Source organism: Deltaproteobacteria bacterium, assembly GCA_015233135.1.
In the GTDB taxonomy this organism is placed as follows: Bacteria; UBA10199; UBA10199; order JADFYH01; family JADFYH01; genus JADFYH01.
Genome location: JADFYH010000011.1, coordinates 20,969 through 42,525 on the forward strand (window position 1 = coordinate 20,969; position 21,557 = coordinate 42,525).

Below are 21,557 nucleotides of genomic sequence, written 5' to 3' on the forward strand. Positions count from 1 at the left end.
TATTTCAATAAAAACTGCCTCTTGCATCTTCAAAAAAGCTTTGAAATAAGAATTCTAATACATTTAAATAAAAACCTATCCCAAAATCGTCATGAGCAAGCCAAGGGCAAGGCGCGGAGGGTCCAAAAAACCGGAGTTTGCTACTGCAAATGAGGATTTTTTGGAAACCGCAACGCCGCCATTGGGTTGCGCAATAGATTTTGGGATAGGTTTTAAGGATTTTATATGAAAGCCTCTAATAACCTCTGGCGGGAAAAGCTCGCTGCTCAAACCAATCCGGCTTGGCTGGCGGAGCTGGATCAATTCGAGTCTGAAATTGCGCTCAAAAAACAAGGCAAAATGGAAGATCGAATTTTTGCAGAAACCCGGCTGCGACGCGGCGCCTATGGTCAGCGCTACGACAATGGTCAACGTCATGACGGTCTGCAAACTCAAAAACTGGAATTCCCCGCCGGCGAACTCACCAAAGGGCCTCATACTTATTGGGATGCGCCGGGCATGCTGCGCATCAAAGTGCCTTACGGGGGCTTGAACGCCGAACAACTGGAAGTGGTGGCAGATCTCGCCGAAGAATATTCGGACGGCATTGCCCACATTACCACCCGACAAGATTTCCAGCTCCATTTTGTACACATCGAAGATACCGCCGCCATTATGCGTCGCCTGGCCGCGGTGGGCATCACCACGCGTGAGGCCTGTGGAAACTCGGTGCGAAACGTCACGGCCTGTCCCCTGGCCGGGGTATGCGCTGATGCCCCTTTCGACGTCACGCCTTACGCCCATGCCCTCACCTTCTTTTTACTGGGCCATCCCGATGCCCAGGATTTTGGCCGTAAGATGAAAGTTGCTTTTTCAGGCTGTGTCGAAAAGGCCTGTGGACTCGTCAACATCCACGACATGGGTTACATCGCCCAAACCAAAATAGTGGATGGCAAAACACAACGCGGATTTCAATTTTTTATCGGCGGTGGTTTAGGTTCGGTCCCTCAAAGTGCAAAATTATTTGAGGCCTTTTTACCCGAAGAGGAAATGCTCCCGATGGCTCAGGCCGTCTGCCGCATCTTTGGACGTTATGGGGAAAAGAAAGATCGAGGCCGAGCCCGAATAAAATTTCTCATCAAAGATTGGGGCATCGATAAATTCAGAGAAGAAGTGTTGAAAGAACGTGCAATCCTCAAGACAGATGAGCGCTGGACCAGCTTCATCCCCAGCACTCGCCAGGAATTTGAAAGTCCTCTCAAAGCCGCCTCTGCGCTAGATCTCAATCCTCAGTCCGCTGATTTTAAATCCTGGTTTAAAACCAACGTCCATGCTCAAAAACAAAAAGGCTACAAAGCAGTAAGCATCAGCCTGCCTTTGGGAGATCTGACAGGCCCTCAACTTCGCGGCCTGGCGGATATCGTCCGCAAATATACGCATGAAAGTGTGCGTACCACTGTGGAACAAAATTTCGTCTTGCGTTGGATAAGCGAGGCCGACCTTCCTCAAGTGCATCAAGAATTAAAGGCGATCCACCTCGCTGAAAAGGGTGCCGGAACTATTTTAGACATCGTTTCTTGTCCAGGAACAGACACCTGCAAATTAGGAATTTCTTCTTCACGCGGACTCGCGGCAGAACTCCGAAATCGTCTGGCCGAGCAGGCTCATCTTATGGATGAAGCGGTGCAGAATCTGCATATCAAAGTGAGTGGCTGTTTTAATTCTTGCGGTCAACATCACATTTCCGATTTGGGTTTTTATGGTGTTAGCCGGAAAATTGGAAATTATATGGTGCCGCACTTCCAAGTGGTGCTGGGAGGTCAGTGGGAGAACAATGGGGGATCCTACGGGCTTCCCATGGGCCCTGTTCCTTCCAGGAGAATTCCGGAGGTCGTTACCCGTTTGACGGGGCGCTATTTGAGTGATCGGCAGAAGAATGAGAATTTTAAAAGTTTCATCACGCGTGTAGGAAAAGTGGAAGTTAAAAAATGGCTGGAAGATTTGGTCCCCGTTCCTTCGCACGATACAGACCCTTCTTATTATCAAGACTGGGGCGATCCTCGCGAATACAGCACCGGAGATATTGGCGTGGGTGAATGTGCGGGAGAAGTAGTCTCGACGGTTGAATTCGATCTCACTGCAGCCGAACGGCAGGTGTTCGAGGCCCAGGTTTTACTCGAGCAGGAAAAAGTTCAGGAGGCCGCTGAAAAAGCCTATGCGGCTATGGTTCAAGCAGCCAAAGGTTTGGTGCGGCATTACATCTGGGATGTCCCCGAGGGCGATGCCCTGGTGGCCGAATTCAAAACACGTCTCGTGGACACTCAACTTTTTCACGACCCTTATGCCGGTACAAAATTTGCGCAGTACTTCTTTATGGCCCACAAAAAACAGGGCAGCGTTTATACGAGCGAAAATGCCCATCATCTGATTGAAGAAGCCTCCTTATTTGTAGAAGCCGCGCATAGTTGTTATGTAAAGATGACTTTGAAGAAAGAATAAATCGGAAAATCAGCGGAATCGGTGAGAGCGGAATCGGTGACGGAGGCCCTGGAACAAAAAAATAAAAAAAGGATTTTATTCTCTGGAATAAGTCATTCTGAATGAGTGAATTCTTTCCGAAGAACAATTTTTTTAGGAAGTACCTTCAATATTTTTCTAAGTAGGCGCTGTGCGGTACTGAAGGAGGCTCCTCACACACAACCCTACCTGCAGTTTTCGATGGTGATGTTTTTCGGTTGGAAATATCTCTGTTTTTCCTCAAGGGGATATTCTGGAATTCAATTTCCTAATCTTGGCGAGTGAAATTCTAAACTCTCTTATTTTTTCGTACTGCTTTGCCACCCACTCAGGATCACCTATATACAAAGCGTTGCGATAGCTTCCTTCTTTCTTCCTCGGAGCAGCACTTAAGATTTCTTCTACCATCCCTTGATAGACAATTTGTCTTTCTTGGGGAGAACTCCCCATCTGTTGGTAAACTTCAGGATCACTAATTAAAGAATCTTCTCTTCCATAGGCATAATGCGCATAAGAGCTGAGGCTGTTTTTTTTGGGATGTTTCACCTTGCCCGCTCGAACCTCATTCAAGTCATGGTAAATCATTGCTTTCACCAAATCTTGCTCCGTTTGTAAGGCAGGAGATTTGAAACGATCTCTCACCACTTGGCCACAGCGAGTAAACTGCTTATTGATTTCTTTGGCGAACATTGAGTTCACAATACGAAAGAAGGCTGAAAAACTTTTGAGATCGGTAAGCTTTCCGGAGAGATGGATGTGGTTATCCATCATCATGTAAGAATAAAAAACAACGTCATATTGTTCTTTAAAGCGCAGCAGCAAAGAGTAGTAGAGCTTTTTGGCCCACATCTGTCTGAGAAGCCACGACTTATTATGGCTTTGCCAGGTGACATGAAAAAGAGAACCATTTTCTAAAATAAGAGAACGGGGAATTCGCATGCATCCAGTGAATGCAAGCTTTGCTCCAAAACAGAGTAATTCATAAAAGGCTTGTTTTTATCGGCTTTAGAAGTTTGCGATTAGAAAAGAAAGTTCGAAATTCAAACGGATGAGAAAAATATCTTACTGTTTTCGGACCTCCGTCACTGTTTTCGATGAAGAAGGAAGCAGCTTCAAGACTTGCTAAAAATACCAAAACCGATTAACAAAAATTCACTCTGTCGCTGGAGGATTTTCAAGTGGCCATCGGGGTATGGTGAAGATTTGATGGGGCATGAAGATGTACGTACCACGCAGATTTATACGCATGTGATGAACAGGAATTTGAGTCACGTGAAAAGTCCGTTGGAACCTTTAAATAAATGAGCCTCAAATCGTATATATAAGCCGCTCTCTATCTGGAAAAAGGCTGCTAGGAAGTCTGGGATCAAAAATGGAAAATTCAAATCTATAATAGTTTGGGCGATGCAAAAAAATCTAAATTATTTAAGGGAGTAAAATTGTAATATGAGTCTCCAACACCTCAACATCAAAATTTTCACAGACGAAAACTCCAAACAAATTCCCTTGGGCACTTACCTCCCCATCTTTCACCGCTGGATACAAAATAAAGTGACCAAAGAAATGCTGATTGATGTAGCGGATTATGCCCATGTCCCCGCGGGGCCAGGCGTGATGCTCATTGGCCATCAAGCCAACATCAGCATGGACAATATCGGCTCTCGCTTGGGCCTGCTCTACAATCGCAAAGTGGCGGATGAAGGAACGAATGAAGCACTCCTTCGCAAAACTTTAAAGGCGGCACTCACTCATGCCTTGCGTTTGCAAGAAGACGCTGCCGTAAAAGGCAAATTGGAATTTTTAGGGAATGATTTGCAGTTCATCGTGAACGATCGGCTGCTGGCTCCAAATACAAAAGAGAATCTGAAAATCTTGCAGCGAGACTTGGCTGCTGTTTTAGATCTTCTTTTTGGAGATAAAAATTATTCGTTCGAAACCGCTCAGGATTCGCGCGAAAGATTAAACGTAGAAGTAAAAGCAAAAAATAAAGTCCAGCTTCAAGATCTCATTCAAAAAATTTAACTTACTCCAAACTCTATTGAAAAATATTTTCAACTCCTTTCCCTATCAGTATCATCTGCGCAATCTCTTTGCGCGCAAGGCGTCTACCTTGCTGAATCTGTTTGCGGTGATGGTGACAGTGCTGGTTTTTTTGGTGATGAATGGCATGGCGGCAGGCCTCAAGCATTCCCTGCAATCCACAGGAAGAGAAGATATTTTGGTGCTACTCACACGAGGGGCTCAAACCGCCGAGGTGAGCAAAATTCCCTACGATTTTTTTCCCGTCCTTAAATATTACCCCCAAATTGCCAAACGGACGGATGGAAGCCCCAAGCTTTCTCAAGAAGTTTATACTTTGAAACCCATGTTGGTGGATGACTCCAAAAATAGGCGTTGGATTCCCATGCGCGGTATCGATCCTGCAAGCCTGGATTTATACAAAAATCTCCTCCAGCTGGAAGGGAACGCACTTCAAAATAGCCACGATCTGCTCGTAGGAAATTTGGCACGGCTCAAGCTTGGAAATGTAAAAATTGGAGATCAAATTCAAATCGGAAGGCAAAAACACAAAATCGTAGGTTTTTTCTCTGCCTCCGGCTCTGCCTACGAAAGTGAGCTATGGATGAGTCGCAATGATCTTAAGGTAGACTTTGATATGAGTTATGATTCTATCGCGGTAGTTCAATTCAACTCGCTCAAAAATCGCGACGACTTCATCGATGCCGTGTCGAACGACAAGCGTTTGAGGTTGGATATTAAAACCGAACGCGAGTATTTTTCTTCACTTTCCGAAAATGCCGGCATTTTGGAATTTATCGCAAATCTCATTGCCATAGTGCTTTCTATCGCCGCTGTCTTCACCGGCATGAATGCGCTCTATGCTTCAGTTGCCGCGCGCAGCACTGAAATAGGCACGTTGCGCTCCATGGGTTACGGAAGGCAATCCATCCAGCTGGGATTTATGTTCGAAGGGGTGAGTCTGTCACTGCTCGCGGGCTGCGCGGCCCTTTTGCTTTCCCTCTTTTTTCAACACCTGCCTATCGCCTTTATGCGGGCCTCTTTCCGCATTCAAATTCCTTTTACACTTATGATACAAGGCTTTGGGCTGTCGTTTATGGTGGGTTTGATTGGGTCTTATATTCCCGCGAGACAGGCGGCAAAGATGAAGATTGTGCAGGCCTTGCGTTAGCTAAAATTCCCTTCTCCTAGGGTAGGAAAGGGTCGGGGTGAGGTACGAAAAGATTCGGAACTTTCAATACTCAGCAGGTTGTGACCTTCTTCAAAACTCCAATGAATACTCAAATAATTTTCCCCCTGGATACCATTGACCGAATAACCTCGGGGTTCAAATAAATGATTTTGAAACTGAAAGCCCGGCCATTTGTTTTTTAGATTTAGAAAAGTTTCAATGTTGCGAATTTGTTCAGCCAGATCGCCTGAAAAAATTTCGTTGCACTGAGCATCTTCCACCGAAAAAATTTCAAGCCAGCTGGTTTTCGATTCTAAAGTAAAATTTTTTACCCCCTCCAGACCCCGTTCTTCATAATGATACTGGATCCCCTTTCCCGGAAAAGGCGCTTGTTCCAAAAGCCTTAAAGGATTTCCTCCGCCGCAGGTAATTAAAATAAAGTGATGGGCAAAGACAAAGAGACTGGATTCCGACAATAAATAGGCATCGATTTGTGGGTTTGAAAAGGAGCTCAGAATCTTCACCCCACAAGGGCGCAGCAATTCACTCCAATTTTTTTGTCGAAAATTTATCGTCTCATTATTTACAATTTCAAGTCGTTTCTCGATCAGGGTCATAAGCAATTTTATACTTTCTTCAAAACCTGTTTTGCCGCTTCCACTCCCCAATATTGGGCCTCTTCAAAAATGGAAATCCCACTTAAGTCGGAATGGGCAAAAAATATTTTATTATGGATAGCCTTAATACTTTGTCTTTCTTTCCCCCAAATAAAACCCGGTTTTGGTCTTATCATCGCGTGTCCCCAAACCCACACTTGGATGTCTTCAATTTCAGTTTCCAATTCCGGATGCACTTTGAGAAAATCGTCCAAAATTAATTTCTTCCATTCTTCAGGACCTCGCGCAAAGGCATTCTGTCTTTCTTCTTCTACAGACTTTTCACAAAGAGGATAATAAAAAGTCAGTACCGTTTGGTGAGGATGGCTGTCCAGGCTTTGATGTGTCGCCACCACATAGCCCAGGGATTTGCTCTGATAGAAGACATTGTCCCAGGCAAGTGGTGTTCCACGGCCTTCTGGCATCTTTTTTAAACTGAGGTTTGCCACCATCCAGGGGGCGTAAGAAAAATTCTCTATCGCTTCAGGCTTGTGATTTCGGTAAGCCAAAAAAACTTTTGAAAAGGTAAACTGGGGACCTGCATAAATAATCTGATCTGCTTTCCAGAGAATACTGCAATTATTTTTAGAGTCCCAAGATTTTGCCCAAATAAGATTTTCCTTTTCTTCAAGTTCAAATACTAGCTGTCCCTTGAGAATTTTTTCAGGAAATTTTTCACTTAATCGTTTTGCTATCCATGCATTTCCTTCTGGCCAAGTGAGTACAGAAGCTTCTTTGCTGCGTGCCGCAAAATAATGCAAGCCTGCCCAGGCAGAGCTTTGATCCAATTTGCAGCCATAGTCATCTCGGCAGGCATAATCCAGATACCAAAGTAAGAGGGTCGATTGATAACCTTGCTGCTTCAGATATTCTGCGAAACTGATTTGATCCAACTCAATCCATTCTGGATCTTGAGAAGAATAGGCAATGGGGATAGCGAAGAGTTTTTTTCCGTCTTTTCCACGCGCAAGCCGAAGCTCATCAACCCACCGAAAAAATCGTTCGTATTCTTTTTTGTCTTGGGCGCTTGCTCCCAGTTGAGGCAGTAGACCTTCTTGCCATTGGCCATGCAGAAAGAGCCTCTCGTTAGGATCGGCGCATAGAACGTAAGGGCTATAACGAGGCTCACCGTTTTGATCATAAGTTTCGATGAGCCCCAGCTCTTCAAAAAGTTCCCGAACATAAATGGCCTCAGAACCAGGCGTAGGCACATAATGCGCACCCCAAGGATAGGCGGAAATTTGATTTTGTCCCGAATGCGCATTTCCACCCACGTAATCTTCCAGTTCTAACAAGGTAAAATCTTCATAGGCATTTCGCTTCAACCACCAAGCTGCGGAGAGTCCCGCAATGCCTGATCCCACAATTAATGTTTTGACTTGCCGAATTTCCGAGGGCTCCGGAAAATCTCCCCAGCGCAAACGATGCCCCGCTTGGGCATTAGGACCTAAAATTTGAAGAGGAATTTCTTTTTTTGATTTTCCAAAAAAAAACTTCCCCGTAGCCAATGCTCCCAGACCAACAAGAGAGTAGAATATAAATTGTCTGCGGCTGATAGAAGTCATAAAAGTAATTTCTAGAACTACGCCCTGGAAACTTGACTGACAATCAAAACATGCTACTCGTCGCTTGATTTCAAAGGAGGATTTATGAAAAAAATTGGCGTCATCCTTTCAGGTTGTGGACATCAGGATGGAAGTGAAATCCACGAGGCGGTTTTTACTTTATTGGCCATTGATCAGGCCAATGCAGAAGCGGTGTGCATGGCCCCTGGTATTTTGTTGGAGGAAGTGAATCATTTAACCGGAGAGAACACTGGGCAAAAAAGAAATGTCCTGCTCGAATCGGCCCGCATTGCACGGGGAAAGATCAAAGACATTGTTCAAGTGCGGGCTTCCGATCTGGACGCGCTCATTTTACCAGGGGGGTTTGGAGCGGCAAAAAATCTTTGTGATTTTGCTTCCAAGGGTGCTGAAGCAAAAGTTCAACCTGAAGTTGCTCGCTTGGTCAAAGAAATGTTTTTGGCCAAGAAACCTATTGGCGCCATCTGCATTGCTCCTGCAACACTCGCTGCAATTTTAGGTTCAGAAGCTCATCCTGTTTTAACCATTGGAAAGGATAGTGGCACGGCAAAGGCCTTGGAAAAAATGGGGGCCACACATCAAGTATGCGAGGTGAAAAATTTTGTGGTGGATGAAAAAAACAAAATCGTCACAACTCCTGCCTACATGCTCGCCAACAGAATTTCCGATGCCTACGAAGGCATAGAAAAATTGGTAAAAGCAGTGATTCGTTTGGCTTAAGACGTTTCCTTTGAATTGTGATCTCCCTCCGTTTTTTTATAAAAAATCATCTAAAACAAATGATCAAATCAATGGGATGTATTTTTTGCTCTATCACCCTCTTCAGCACTGCCATTTATTGACAGTTGAGAAAAACCAACCACCACCAAACTTTTAAAAATGAAAAACTTGTGCCCGGTTAAAGTATAGAAGCAGCTTCTTGCAGTACTTCAGATACCCAACTGTTCAAACTTTGACCTTTGATCTTTGAGGCGAGATAAACTTTACGATGTTGTTCAGGAGTAAGACGAATGACAAATTTTCCTGTAAAAGGTTTGTCAGGTTCTTCGCCTCTTTCTTGGCAGAATTCAAGATAGTCGTTGATAGACTGGTGGAATGCTTTTTTTAACTCATTAACCGACTTCCCTTGAAAGGTAACGACATCACGGATGCCTAAAACTTCCCCATGAAAGATATCTGCTTCATCATCGAATTCAATTTTTCCCGTATAACCCTTATATTCCATCATGGTGCAACTCCTGCTGTGGTTAAAAATCGCCTCATAGAAACTAAGACACCTTTGTCCGTTTCCTTCCTAGGGTGAGGTCGATGAAAAACGGCACGAATGTCATTTAAGGCAATTCGAACTCGAGAACCATTTCCCTCAGAAATTTCTGCACCGCAAGATTTTAAAAGGGCTTCGATATCTTTCCAAACCACGTTGGAACGAACGGGGTTTGCAAATATAGCTTCGAGAGTTTTGCGATGCTTCGATTGCATAGTTTACAGTATCAGATAGTGATACTATTTTTCAATAAGAATAAAAAACATACTGCAAAAGCTTCGCATCGAACAATCCCCTCAAATCTTTTTCTTCGGTCATTTCATATAAATTTCCATACGCGTCTTCGATGCTGATGGAATCGAGCTTTAACACCATCAAACGCCCTTTTAAATCAGGCTCTGCGCGTGAAACATAAAGCGTACAATCGAAATAAGTTCCCTTCAGGGTAGAGCTACAGCGGGCTTGAAGAATATCCACACGAGTTCCATCTAAATAAAGTTTAAAAAACACCTTCAAGGAATTTAAGTCCAGAGCCTGTTGATCATCATGGGTGACAAGCCTGAAATAGATTTCTCCCCGGGCCCAATGTCCAAAAGTTTTTATCTTTTGCTGCAAAGGACTTTTAGAAATAATCTTCTCAAAAACAAATGGATTGCGCTCTGCTTTCTGAGCCTCAGTAGCCTCTAAATCGATGACCGGAATCTTTGGCAAATCTTCCAGCTCTTCTCTCAAGCTGATGTGCCGATTTTTAGAAAGAATTAAATCGAGTTCCGTTAATTGATATTTCCCGGCATTTATCTTTTTTGGAATTTTTATACTCCCCCCATAACATCCCGCGGAATCCGGTTTTAAGCCTTTCAGTTGATATGAAGTAGCCCCCGTTAACTTTCCCTCGCCTGAATTGGGAACAAGTTCCAATTCAATCTTTTGTAAGTAAGGTAAATAGGCCGCTATTTTGGGGTAGGAGGAATTGAGTTTAAAACAAAAATTGACCGTGTCGTCCGCTAAAGCATGCACCGATTCTTGATCGGGTTTTAATTCTTTGAAATAAAAGAAAAGTTCTCCTAAGTGAGAACTGGGGTCTAAAGAAATACTCTCTTGTGATTCGGCAGGGCTTTCGCTTTGAGCCCAAAGGAAACCTGAAGGAGAAAGGATCAGGGTAATAAAAAATAAAAAAAAATGGGGGGTTTTCATGAACTTTTGACTTACTGAAACTGGGTTAAAGGGGCAACTTAAAAAATACACTTTGAAATGAATGGCGAAAAAACAATTCATCAAAGTGCTAGAAATAATTTTTCATATGGTATAGGGTCCCCAGTCCCTATGAAAACGCCCAAAGAACAATCCGAGACAAATGAAGGTTTATGCTTCGATTACGCCATTAGTTATGATGCCCGTCGCCAGAACTTGTGGATCAAGATCTTTCACAACGGCAAGATCATCACCCGCTTTGAGCGCTATGGAATCAACGTTTTTAATTTAAACGACAGGTCCATTACCTCCAGTGTTCTCAATTACTCCCATCGTTTTTTTATCCAGCACTTGTTACGCTTTGGTCAGGTGGATTCCTGGGAAAACTGCTATGTGGTGCCTCGGGCCCAGGCTGGCTTCTTCATTGGCAAGTTGAATAAATTTGAAAAAGTGACGCAACTGCAGGATGGAAAAGTGGTTTCTTTTGCGGAGTCTTCTTTGGCCTTCAAGGTGAAGCTAAAAAGTGAAAATCTGGTGCCTCTCAAGTTGGAGGCTTCCTTCTTCGATCCTCAAAATAATAAAAAGATTGCTTTTGCGGCGAGTGTTATTTTTCCTTCTTCCAGGCCCTGGATTTTATTCCAAGGCAGCTACTATCCTATCCGCCATTCTCTTGTTACCGACTTGCTTCCAGAATTTGATGCAGAGGGGAACCTGGAAATAAAGGGTGGGCGTGCTGCCAAATTTTTTGAAGAAGAGTTTGGTGTACTGGTGGAACAACAGGAAATTGAAGTTCCTGAAGGTTTTATCTCGCCTCTTTTTGAAAGATTTGATCCCGAACCGCGTTGTCAAATTTCTGAAGATCGCAAAAAAGAGGAACTGACCCTTACCCTGCAGTTCGCTTATGGCCCACATTTGCTCATTCCTTACCAAAACGAACAGGATATTGTCGCAGAGAGGATGCACGAAGGTAAAAAGGTTATTTTATGTCGTAATCTTAGCTTTGAAAAAAGTATCTTGGAAAAATTCATTAAACAAGGTTTTAAGCGTGTGGGGCCCGATTTGTTTAGCACAGGAGGAGATCAGGCTTTAGACTTTGTCTCTACCGTGCTTCCCGAACTCAAGGAAGAGGCGGAGGTCTCTGGCGAAGATTCACTCAAGCGCTTTCAGGTGTTTACACATTTGGGAGGAGAACAGCTTTCTGCAAAGGCTTCCTTTCCCAGCATGGATTGGTTTTCTCTTGATTTGAAATTCAGCGTGGACGATTGGGAAGTGTCTTTCGAAACGATTTTAGCCTTGGCCCAACAAGACAAGCGTTATTTGTATGTGCCTGGAAAAGGCTATGCGCGCATCGACAAAGAAGAAATCCTCAAGATCCAACAAAGCCTGGAAGAGCTGGAAGCGAAGAAAGATGAGCAGGGGCTACTGAAGCTTTCCCGTTTTCATGCACCCTATTTAGACAGCCTGTTCAAGATCAATTGGCAGGGCGAAGAGGCCTTACATCAAGCTCTCGACCGCTTTAGGCTGCATGAAGGCATTCAGGAAAAACCCATCCCTGCAACCTTGAAGGCCACCCTCAGAGATTATCAAAAACAGGGTTTTGCCTGGTTGCATTTTTTGAAAGATCACAATTTTCATGGTGTTTTGGCCGATGACATGGGTTTGGGGAAGACCGTGCAAGCCCTTGCCTATCTGCTTGATCAACGGATCGAAAAAGGCCAGGCCCCTTGTCTGGTGCTGGCACCCACCTCCGTCGTGTTTAACTGGGGAGCAGAATCCGAAAAATTTACCCCCGAATTGACGACCATTCTCTATACCGGAGATCAACGTAAAAAATTCAGAGATCAACTCACGCAGGTCGATATCGTACTCACCAGTTACGCCCTGTTTCGTCGTGAAGCGGAGATGTTTCAATCGATTAAATGGCGCACGCTGATTCTGGATGAAGCGCAGAATATCAAAAATCATCGCAGCAAGACTGCGGCCTTGGTGAAAGAAATCAAGGCCAGTCAGCGATTCGCCTTAACGGGAACTCCCTTGGAAAATTCATTGGCTGAACTTTGGTCTATTTTCGATTTTCTCATGCCGGGTTTTTTGGGCTCGCACACACACTTTAAGCGCACCTACGAAAAACCTATTGAGTCGGATCAAAGCCAGGACAGCCTCGATCGTTTGCGTCGACGGATTTTTCCTTTTGTGTTGCGGCGTCATAAAAGTGAGGTGGCTAAAGAACTTCCTCCTAAGACAGAAATTCAGCAGTTCTGCGAGATGAGCGAAGAGCAAGCCAAACTCTACAAGGAAATTCTCTTGTCGTCGCGAAAAATGGTGTTTGATGAAGTGGAGTACAAGGGAATCGAAAAAAGCCAGGTCTCTATTTTAACCGCCCTGCTGCGCCTTCGGCAGATCAGTTGCCATCCTTATTTGTTGGGCGATCGTTTTCTGAAAGGTAGAAAAATCGAATCGGGCAAATTTGAGAATTTCAAGGAATTGCTCCAGGAAATCATCAGCGAAAAACATCGGGTGATTGTGTTCAGCCAATTTGTGGAAATGCTGGGGGTACTTCGGCGCTGGATGGACGAAGAAAAGATCGTCTATGAGTATCTGGATGGCCGCACGCGAAAGCGCGAAGAGCATATTAAAAACTTCCAGACAAATCCCGATATTCCGGTGTTTCTCATTAGTCTCAAGGCCGGAGGGACGGGGCTAAATCTCACCGAAGCCGATTACGTCATCCACTACGACCCCTGGTGGAACCCTGCCGTAGAAGACCAGGCCACCGACCGCGTACACCGTATTGGGCAAACCAAACAGGTATTTTCTTATAAATTGATTACCAAAGGCAGTGTCGAAGAAAAAATTCTCACCCTTCAGGAACGCAAAAGAAACTTGTTCCTGGGTGTAATGAAGTCCGATTCCCCTCTGGGTAAAAAGTTGACGGTGGAAGATCTGGAATATTTGTTTTCGTGATTTTTTTACGCCTGTCTTGACTTGTTTAAAATATTCTTTATGATAACAACGCCTGCTTGTAAGTCATTATGTTAATAATAATTAGTTATTTCAATATATTATGAAATCAAGTGATTTGAACATTTTAGAGAAATTATCTCTTTCAGGAGTGGTTCATCGAGATGAAGTGAAAAATTATGGGCGGGAATTAAAAAAATTAATCAAATCTGGATTTGTGAAAGGCGCCTGGAAAAAGGGTTATGTTTATTATGAACTCACCCAAAAATCCCTTCCCTTGTTGGAGGAGCGACGACAACAGCTTTGGCACCTAGCCAAATTAAAACATCTGCTTTCTCCTAGCTCCCAAGTTTATTGGGCTTTAGTCGAGGATATACGTTTCCTCAATGTTAAACATCCAGAAGCAAAAAAATTTCAATTTTTGGGAGACTGGCAACTCAAACGCCCTTGTGTTTCGGGGCAGCTGACTCTCGCTCAATATCGTTATTATCGGGAAAAGAAACTTGTATGAAGAAAAGGTTCGCTTCCCTGAACAGAGAAAATATTCAGAATATTTTTCTAAAGTTGGATGCTTATTTTTTGAAAAAGAAGAAAAAAATTCAAGTAACTACTTTGGGTGGAGTAGCCATTTTAATGTTGGGTTTTATCGAAAGATCCACCTACGATATCGATGTTGCGGTCACAAAAGATACCGAAGTGTTTTTGAATGCTTGTGAAGAGCTTGAAGTCGAGGCCCAAGCGGTATCAATTGCAATGACTGTCGATTTTAATGACGCGAAAAAACAGAAAATTTTTAAAGGTAAAGCCCTTACTATTTTTTCGGTTTTGCCAAAAGATTTGATAAAACTGAAATTGGAACGATTTAGAAAACAGGATCCCGAAGATATTTATGCGATCATAAAAAAGACAAGGCTTTCCTTCGAAGAATTCAGCCAACTTGTGAAAGAAGGTGTTTCCTATTTTGTGGGAAGACCCCAAGAATATTTGTTGAATGCCAGTGTTGTAGTGGAACAAATGTGGCCGGATTGTTTGAAAAAGTTTTTGAAATGAAAACTCCTCAGCAAATTTTACAACACGTTTTTGGCTATCCCGAATTCCGCGGGGAACAAGAGGCCGTTATCCAGCAACTTCTTGACGGCAAAGATGCATTGGTCCTCATGCCTACGGGGGGTGGAAAATCTCTTTGTTATCAAATCCCTGCTTTGGCACGAGTCGGTGTTGGTGTGATTATTTCTCCGCTGATTGCCTTGATGAAAAATCAAGTTGATCGACTTTTGCAAATGGGTGTGAAGGCCGCTTTTTTAAATTCCTCTTTGTCTTTCGAAGACTTTCAAAATACTAAACAGCAACTCTTAAAGGGCGAACTCGATTTAATTTATGTGGCCCCTGAGCGATTGGTGACAGAAGATTTTTTAGATTTACTCTCTCAAATTCCAATTTCTCTGTTCGCCATCGATGAAGCGCATTGTGTGTCCCAATGGGGGCACGACTTCCGGCGGGAATATCTTCAGCTCTCTGTGCTGCACGAACGTTTTCCAAAAGTACCGCGCATTGCCCTCACGGCCACTGCGGATTTGCCGACACGAAAAGAAATTATCAAAAATCTTCAACTTGAATCCGCAAAAGTTTTTTTAAGCTCTTTCAATAGGCCCAATATTCATTATCAGATCGTCCTCAAAGAAAATACCAAAGCGCAGTTACTAGAATTTATCCGTACTCAAGAATCGGGCGTTTGTGGAATCGTTTATTGTCTTTCGAGAAAGAAAACCGAAGAAACTGCTGAATGGTTGCGAGGTGAAGGGTTAAAGGCTTTAGCCTACCACGCCGGCCTTTCCCAGAAAGTGCGAGAAAAAAATCAGGAAATCTTTTTGAATGAAGAAGGCGTGATCATTGTTGCAACTATTGCCTTTGGGATGGGCATCGACAAGCCCGATGTGCGTTTTGTGGCCCATTTAGATTTGCCCAAAAGTCTGGAATCTTATTTCCAAGAAACAGGACGGGCAGGACGGGACGGGCAGCCCGCCAAGGCTTGGTTAGCCTATGGTTTAGGAGATGTGGTGAGCATTCGGCAAATGGTGGAAAAATCGGGAGCCAATGAACAGCGCAAGAGTTTAGAGATGCAGAAGTTAAATCAGCTTTTGGGATTTTGTGAAAGCACCCGTTGTCGCCGCCAAGTGATCTTGAGTTATTTTGGGGAAGATTTTTCAGATTCTTGCGGCAATTGTGACAACTGCCAAAATCCTCCCGAAACTTGGGATGCAACGGTGGCAGCTCAGAAGGCTCTGTCCTGTGTGTATCGTACTGAAGAGCGTTTCGGTGTTGTTTATTTGATGGATGTGCTGAGGGGTAAGGAAACAGAACAGATGAAGCGCTTTGGACATCAACGCCTCAGTGTTTTTGGAATAGGAAAAGATTTAGATAAGAAACAGTGGAGTTCGGTGTTCCGCCAGCTTGCCGCTGCAGGCTATGTAATGGCCGATGTGGAAGCTTATGGGGCAATCAAGCTTTGTCCAGAGGCACGATCCGTATTAAAGGGCGAAGTTCAATTGAGCTTTAGAAAAGATCGCAGTCAAAGAGTTCGAAAAACAGCTGCTGAACGCTCCATTATTCGAAATAAATTACAGCAAGAAAATATGGATGCCAATTTGTGGTCTGCCCTCCGCGAGTGTCGCTTAAGCCTCGCTCAAAAACAAGCTCTGCCGCCTTTCATGATTTTTCACGATACTACTCTTAAAGAAATGGCTTTGCGTAAACCCAAGTCGATGGATGGGCTTCTGGGTGTCAGTGGAGTGGGAGTGTACAAGTTAAAAAAATATGGGGAGGCTTTTTTGAAAGTGATTCGAAAATTTTCTTCTCTAGAGCTTTGAAACAATTCTTGAGATTTCTTGTGCAAAATAAAGAGGAAATGAAATTAGATTAAAACTGACGCTTAATCCCGAATGAGCGGGACCCGTGAGGTGATGTTCGACTGCTTGCTGGGAGGGAAGATTAAGATCTAAGCGTAACGCGGATTTGATATTTTTAGCTAAAATAAGATGTTGGAGAGATCTCAAAGATCCGCTTTTTCCTGCTTTGACTTCAATGGGAATTATTTTCTTTCCTTTAGAAATCACAAAATCGACCTCTGCATTTTGAGTTTTACTTTCACGAAGCCAATAATTTATTTGAGGCTTTTCAGTTCCATCCTGACGGTAGGCTAAGTGTTGAGCAACAAATTGTTCTGCCAAAACTCCTTCATTAATGAGTTCTCTTTCACCAAGCTGAGCGATGTCTGACCATTCAAGTCCACAAAGATAATTAAAAAGACCCACATCTAAAAAATAGACCTTATAAACCTGATCATCCTGAGTGGATTTTAAAGGAATTCCAGAACAATCCGTATGGTAAACGGGAAGAAGTAAGCGTGCTTTTATTAAAATATCAACGGCCGAACGAATTTCGTTTGCTCGATCGTCTCGAGAAATTTGGGTAAACTTCATTTTTTTCCCAATAATTCTGGGACAGGCATCGAGAGTTTTTTGAACCATGTTTCGTGTGCGATCCGCTGGGCTATATTTTGGAAAATCATCCTGGTAGGTTTGAATGATGGTGCGGTGAATTTTTCGAGCTTCTAAAAGGCTTTTTGTTTGCGAATAGGCTAAAATACTCTCGGGCATTCCCCCAATAAATAGAAATTGTCTCTGTCTTTCTAATAAGCGTTCATGCGCAATGCTGGCAAAGGGCTGACCCAGTTGATAGTTTTGAATGATATTGGACAAATCATTTTCGTTCATAGCCCAAAGGAATTCAATGAATGTCATGGGTCCGAGGTGGAGATATTCAATTCTTCCCACAGGCATTGAAAAATTGTGAGAGGCCAACACAAATTCTAAAAGTGATCCGGCCGATACAATGGGAATATCAGGAAAATCTTCATGCAGATAACGCAAGGCAGCTAAGGCGTAGGGGGTGGCCTGAATTTCATCCAAAAAGAGTAGCGTTTTTTCAGTGTGAAGATTTTGTCCTGTCAGTGCTTCAAGTTCAAAAAAAATTTTTTGAGGAGCGTTCGTTTTGAAAATATCGTTAAGTCGGGGATGTCTTTCCAGATTAATTTCTATTAGTTGCAGCTGCTGTTGTCGGGCAAAGTTTCTAATAAGTGTAGATTTTCCAACTTGTCGAGCCCCCCGTAAAATGAGCGGTTTTCGCCTAGGATTTCGAAACCATTCTGAAAGACCATTTTCTAAAATTCTACGCATTCGATTAAAATAACCTTACTTTTGACATAAATAAAGATAATAATAAGGTTATTTTAATTTTTATAGGGCAAAAAAATAAATTGAATAGAAACGAAGAAAAGTCAATATTCATGGCTTATGAAAAATCCCATTCAATACCTTGAAGAAAATTTTGACAAATTTGTTCAAGAACTTTGTGAATACTCCAGAATCCCCAGCATCAGTTTTGAACACTATCCTCCCTACACACTAGATCAATCGGCCGAATGGACGATCCGGAGATTGAAATCGATTGGTTTGGAAAATGTGCAGATTTTTAAAATTCCTGGTGCACATCCCTACGTGTACGCCGATTGGCTGCATGCGCCGGGGAGGCCTACCTTGTTGCTTTACGGGCATCACGATGTGCAGCCTCCCGGTCGCCCCGAGTTGTGGAGTAGTCCCGCTTTTGAACCTACGCTTAAAGAAGATGGAAGATTATACGGGCGCGGTGTAGCCGACGATAAAGCCGGAGTGATGTTGCACATTGCCGCTCTGGAGGCTTATTTGAAAACCCAAGGCACGCTTCCCCTGAATATCCGTTTTATTGTGGAGGGAGAAGAAGAGACAGGAAGTACACATCTCAAGACTTTTCTGAACGAATATAAAAAACAGCTGGAATGCGATATTTTGGTACTCACCGATACTGCCAATATCGAGGAAGGGCTTCCTTCCATCACCTATAGTCTCAGAGGGATTGTGGATTGTACAGTAGAAGTACGTACCCTGAAACATCCATTGCATAGCGGTTTGTGGGGAGGCCCTGCAGTGGATGCCTTGACCGTGCTTTCAAAAATATTAGCTCGTCTGGTGGATGACGAGGGCGAGATTGCCATCCCTGGTTTTTATGACGATGTTCCTCCTCTCTCCGAGAAGGAACAAATGGCCTTAAAAGAGATTCCTTTCGATGAACAAAAATTTAGACAAGACATGGCTCCGGTCGATTCACTAGAATTTGGCGGGGAAAAAGATTTTTCATTGTTGGAGAGGATGTGGATCCGGCCTTCACTCGCTATTTTGGGGATAGATTCTCAGGACGTTGACAGTTCGAGCAACAAGATCGTGGAATCTACCCGGGCGAAAATTTCCATTCGGGTGGTGGCGGGCCAAGATCCTGAGCGAGTCCTTTCTTTGTTAAGCAATTTTTTGACGACCAATGTCCCTTTTGGGGCTTCCGTAATGGTCTCTCCGGGTGTTGCCAACCCAGGCTGGAAAATGGATCCTCGGGGCAAGGCCTTTGAAGCGGCGGCCCGTGCTTTGGAAAAAGGTTTTGCTTGCAAGACCGCTGTCATTGGCTGCGGGGCTTCCATTCCTTTTGTAAAGCCTATTAGCGAGGTGTTTGGAAATATTCCGGCTCTGTTGATTGGCATTGAAGATCCAAAAACCAATGCCCATGGTGAAAACGAAAGCCTGTCCTTAAGTGATTTTAAAAAGGGAATGAAGGCGGCGGTGTATTTGTATGAGGAGTTGGCTTTATAGGTATTTCTCCTCTCCCCAAAAAAATTCTTTCTATCTCATTCATCAAATCATTTTGTACCCCCGCTTTATCTGCAACATGATTGACCACCAGTTTGAGTTGCATTTCGATGCTCAATTCTCCCATGTTTTTAATTTCAATACTGGGAGAGGGATGCGTTGCCACCTTCTTGTGGTTTTTGACACAATCGAGAATGAGTTTCCGAATTTCTTCAGTATTCTTGCCATAAGGAAGTCGAAAGGGAATGCTGATTGCCAGCAGCGTATTGGTATAAGTGAGATTTATTACTTTAGAGGAAATCAATTCACCATTGGGGATGAGCACGTGCGCATGGTCCCCTGTTTCCATTAAGGTAGCGCGGGCCCCTATTCTCCGGATATGACCTGTCAAATCGCCCAATTGAATAATGTCTCCCACTTTTACCGGACGTTCCAGAAGCAAGACAATTCCACTGGCGAAGTTGTTGGCCAGATTTTGCAAGCCCAGGCCGATGCCTACTCCAAAGGCCCCCGCGACGACCGTGATATTGCGGACATCAAAACCCAGAAACTTTAAGGCAAATATTATTCCCGCTAGCGTAATGATGTAATGGGCCCCGGTGCTTAAAGCACTTTGTATTCCTTGATCCCAAGGTTTTTTGGGATAGAGATTTTGTTCCAGGATTCCCCGGATAATTTTGGAAAGAAGGGTGGAGAGATAAAAAACAAGAAAAACAGAAAGCATTAAGCCCACGCTGAGACGGAGTTCATTAAGCCCGAACCCTAAGGCCAGGAAGGCATTCAAGCCTCCCAGTAATTCTTTTTGCAAATGCCAAAAGGAAGAAAAAAAATAGAGAAATGCACTCCAAAGAAAGAGTTGATTCCATACTTGGAAGGTATTTTTCCATTCCTTCGGATTTTTTGAAATTTTACTGAACACTTTGGTTTGAAATAATTTCTTGTCGATGAATTCATCCAGACTTTTCTTTAAAATAAGGGTGGCACTCAAGAGGCCCAAAGATCTTAAAGAAGCATTCGCCAAATAATTTGAAAACGAAATATAGCCAAAGCTATCTGCCACCAAAATGAAGACAAATAAGGCGAGTATGAATCGCCTGAAAAATTTTGCTAAAAATTGCAGGGAAGGGTTTTGAGGAAAAAGAGCCTGGGTCCACTCCTCTCTTGCGAAGGAATAGAAATGAATAAAGAGAGTGATTTCGAAAAATGCTTTTAAAACTCGAACCAGTTCCGAATCGAATTCAAATGCCTGGGGAAGGTTTTTAAAAAAGATGAAAAAATATAAACAGATTAAAATGCCCAGGATGTGATTCTTGATTTTTTTTGTGGTGACCCCGTTTAGCGGTTGAGAAAAATTTGAAGTAGAAAAAAAAAGAAAGTCTTTTACGGTATAAAAAATAAGAAAAAAGCAATAAGCTCCCAAGACCGACCAGAGTAGAAAAAATCGTTTTTGGTCTGAAATATTTTCCAGTCCCAAGATGAAAATACTATATAAAATGGCAACAAAATTGAAAATAAAATGAGAAAACGAAGAGGTTCCCAGGTAATAAAAAAAAGCTTCCAGCCTGGTTTCGTTTGTCCGAAAATATTTTTTTGAAACAAACTTCTGAATTTGAAAAAGTGCAAAACTTATAAGTGCACTGAGGGGAATGAATAAAAGATAGAAAGGGAATCGTTCTTTCCATTGATCAAAATTGTCTAAAAAACTTTCTTTTAGTGATTCGAGATGATCTTTCTTTTCCAGAAGCAGAAAAAGAATTTCGTGATGAATGAGGGTGAAGGTATCTTTTGTAATGAGAGGACGTCCCCGGTAGGTCAATCTTGAAAAACGGGTGTCTTCCCAGCGTGCATTCACCTGATTAAAATATTGTTTACACTGAGTTAAAGCATTTTGCAGTTCTGTTAAATTTTTTGAAATGAGCCGAAGATTATTGTCTAATTCATTTTCAAGTTGAGTGTAGCTTTTGATCTTCTGTTGAAGATTATTCAATTCGCTTTTCAAGTTTGAATTTTGAGGAGTGTTTTGAAATTGAGATTTGATATCCACCAATTTCAACTTATAGAGTCGTAAATTACTATCAATGCGAAGTTGTTGCTGCTCCAACTGTTCCATTTGAGCTTGAGTGTCTTCCAACACCGCCTTGTAGGAACTCAGCAAGGTCTCCCATTTTTTGAGGAAAGGCTTAAATTCTTGAGGGGCAACTTGAGAGATCTCTAAAAAATATTTTGTTTTTTCAATTTCCTGATTGGTCTCCACTGCCCCTTCTTTGAGGCGTTCTTCCAATACAACCTGGTCTTCGTAGAGCGATTTTAATTTGTTTAATTCTGTGTCTATAGGGTTTTCAGGCAGGTTTTTAGTGGGAGTGGCGGGAAGGCTTTGGGCTTGGAGTTGCTGAACATGAGAGAATGAGGAGAAAACGAAACAGCAAGACAGAAAAAAAAGGATGAATTTTTTATTTTTTTTCATAAGGATAAGGTATTAATCGAGGG

17 protein-coding genes are annotated in these 21,557 nt (G+C 43.0%); 9 read left to right on the plus strand and 8 right to left on the minus strand.

What is annotated here, in order from left to right; translation table 11 throughout:
- Window positions 1-225: 225 nt before the first annotated feature.
- Window positions 226-2,478 carry a nitrite/sulfite reductase gene (locus HQM15_05210; GenBank protein ID MBF0492159.1) on the plus strand — a complete coding sequence of 751 codons (2,253 nt, stop codon included), beginning with the start codon at window positions 226-228 and terminating at the stop codon, window positions 2,476-2,478.
- A gap of 258 nt (window positions 2,479-2,736) precedes the next feature.
- Here the strand turns inward: HQM15_05210 and HQM15_05215 are convergent, their stop codons facing one another.
- A complete protein-coding gene (locus HQM15_05215) occupies window positions 2,737-3,435 on the minus strand; it encodes a transposase (GenBank protein ID MBF0492160.1) in 699 nt (232 codons plus the stop codon).
- Window positions 3,436-3,942: 507 nt separating this feature from the next.
- Here HQM15_05215 and HQM15_05220 point away from each other — a divergent pair.
- Together HQM15_05220 and HQM15_05225 are read left to right on the plus strand one after the other, a co-directional pair.
- Complete coding sequence (locus HQM15_05220) at window positions 3,943-4,518, plus strand: hypothetical protein (GenBank protein MBF0492161.1); 576 nt, start codon at window positions 3,943-3,945, stop codon at window positions 4,516-4,518.
- A 16-nt stretch (window positions 4,519-4,534) separates the two neighbouring features.
- Window positions 4,535-5,686, plus strand: a complete 1,152-nt coding sequence (locus HQM15_05225; GenBank protein ID MBF0492162.1) for an FtsX-like permease family protein — start codon at window positions 4,535-4,537, stop codon at window positions 5,684-5,686.
- On the opposite strand, the gene HQM15_05230 is transcribed toward HQM15_05225, so the two are convergent.
- Window positions 5,683-6,303, minus strand: a complete 621-nt coding sequence (locus tag HQM15_05230) for a hypothetical protein (protein MBF0492163.1) — start codon at window positions 6,301-6,303, stop codon at window positions 5,683-5,685. The genes HQM15_05225 and HQM15_05230 overlap by 4 nt on opposite strands.
- 8 nt (window positions 6,304-6,311) lie before the next feature.
- Window positions 6,312-7,907, minus strand: coding sequence for an NAD(P)-binding protein (locus tag HQM15_05235; GenBank protein MBF0492164.1), 1,596 nt, complete (start codon window positions 7,905-7,907; stop codon window positions 6,312-6,314).
- Between the two features lie 84 nt (window positions 7,908-7,991).
- On the opposite strand from HQM15_05235, the gene elbB reads away from it, so the two are divergent.
- Complete coding sequence (gene elbB / locus HQM15_05240; GenBank protein MBF0492165.1) at window positions 7,992-8,645, plus strand: isoprenoid biosynthesis glyoxalase ElbB; 654 nt, start codon at window positions 7,992-7,994, stop codon at window positions 8,643-8,645.
- A gap of 178 nt (window positions 8,646-8,823) precedes the next feature.
- Here the strand turns inward: elbB and HQM15_05245 are convergent, their stop codons facing one another.
- Genes HQM15_05245 through HQM15_05255 form a run of 3 tightly spaced genes read right to left on the minus strand, consistent with a single transcriptional unit; the run spans window position 8,824 to window position 10,383 of the window.
- Entirely contained in the window at window positions 8,824-9,153 is a 330-nt protein-coding gene (locus HQM15_05245; GenBank protein MBF0492166.1) for a type II toxin-antitoxin system HicB family antitoxin, read from the minus strand.
- A complete protein-coding gene (locus HQM15_05250) occupies window positions 9,150-9,404 on the minus strand; it encodes a type II toxin-antitoxin system HicA family toxin (GenBank protein ID MBF0492167.1) in 255 nt (84 codons plus the stop codon). Before HQM15_05250 ends, HQM15_05245 begins: the two co-directional genes overlap by 4 nt.
- A 31-nt stretch (window positions 9,405-9,435) precedes the next feature.
- A complete protein-coding gene (locus HQM15_05255; protein MBF0492168.1) occupies window positions 9,436-10,383 on the minus strand; it encodes a hypothetical protein in 948 nt (315 codons plus the stop codon).
- A gap of 129 nt (window positions 10,384-10,512) precedes the next feature.
- Between HQM15_05255 and HQM15_05260 the strand changes: the two genes are divergently transcribed.
- From HQM15_05260 to recQ, 4 genes are all read left to right on the plus strand, one after another.
- A complete protein-coding gene (locus tag HQM15_05260; GenBank protein ID MBF0492169.1) occupies window positions 10,513-13,344 on the plus strand; it encodes an SNF2 helicase associated domain-containing protein in 2,832 nt (943 codons plus the stop codon).
- 100 nt (window positions 13,345-13,444) lie between these two features.
- The gene (locus HQM15_05265) at window positions 13,445-13,852 is read left to right on the plus strand and encodes a hypothetical protein (protein ID MBF0492170.1); all 408 of its coding nucleotides are present in this window, start codon (window positions 13,445-13,447) and stop codon (window positions 13,850-13,852) included.
- Window positions 13,849-14,391 carry a hypothetical protein gene (locus tag HQM15_05270; GenBank protein MBF0492171.1) on the plus strand — a complete coding sequence of 181 codons (543 nt, stop codon included), beginning with the start codon at window positions 13,849-13,851 and terminating at the stop codon, window positions 14,389-14,391. The genes HQM15_05265 and HQM15_05270 overlap by 4 nt, the downstream gene beginning before the upstream one ends.
- The gene (gene recQ / locus HQM15_05275; GenBank protein ID MBF0492172.1) at window positions 14,388-16,208 is read left to right on the plus strand and encodes a DNA helicase RecQ; all 1,821 of its coding nucleotides are present in this window, start codon (window positions 14,388-14,390) and stop codon (window positions 16,206-16,208) included. Before HQM15_05270 ends, recQ begins: the two co-directional genes overlap by 4 nt.
- Here the strand turns inward: recQ and HQM15_05280 are convergent.
- A complete protein-coding gene (locus tag HQM15_05280; GenBank protein MBF0492173.1) occupies window positions 16,197-17,576 on the minus strand; it encodes an ATP-binding protein in 1,380 nt (459 codons plus the stop codon). The genes recQ and HQM15_05280 overlap by 12 nt on opposite strands.
- A gap of 117 nt (window positions 17,577-17,693) precedes the next feature.
- On the opposite strand from HQM15_05280, the gene HQM15_05285 reads away from it, so the two are divergent.
- A complete protein-coding gene (locus tag HQM15_05285) occupies window positions 17,694-19,073 on the plus strand; it encodes a M20/M25/M40 family metallo-hydrolase (protein MBF0492174.1) in 1,380 nt (459 codons plus the stop codon).
- On the opposite strand, the gene HQM15_05290 is transcribed toward HQM15_05285, so the two are convergent.
- Window positions 19,021-21,534 carry a mechanosensitive ion channel gene (locus HQM15_05290; protein MBF0492175.1) on the minus strand — a complete coding sequence of 838 codons (2,514 nt, stop codon included), beginning with the start codon at window positions 21,532-21,534 and terminating at the stop codon, window positions 19,021-19,023. The two genes, HQM15_05285 and HQM15_05290, sit on opposite strands and share 53 nt — an antisense overlap.
- Window positions 21,535-21,557 lie beyond the last annotated feature (23 nt).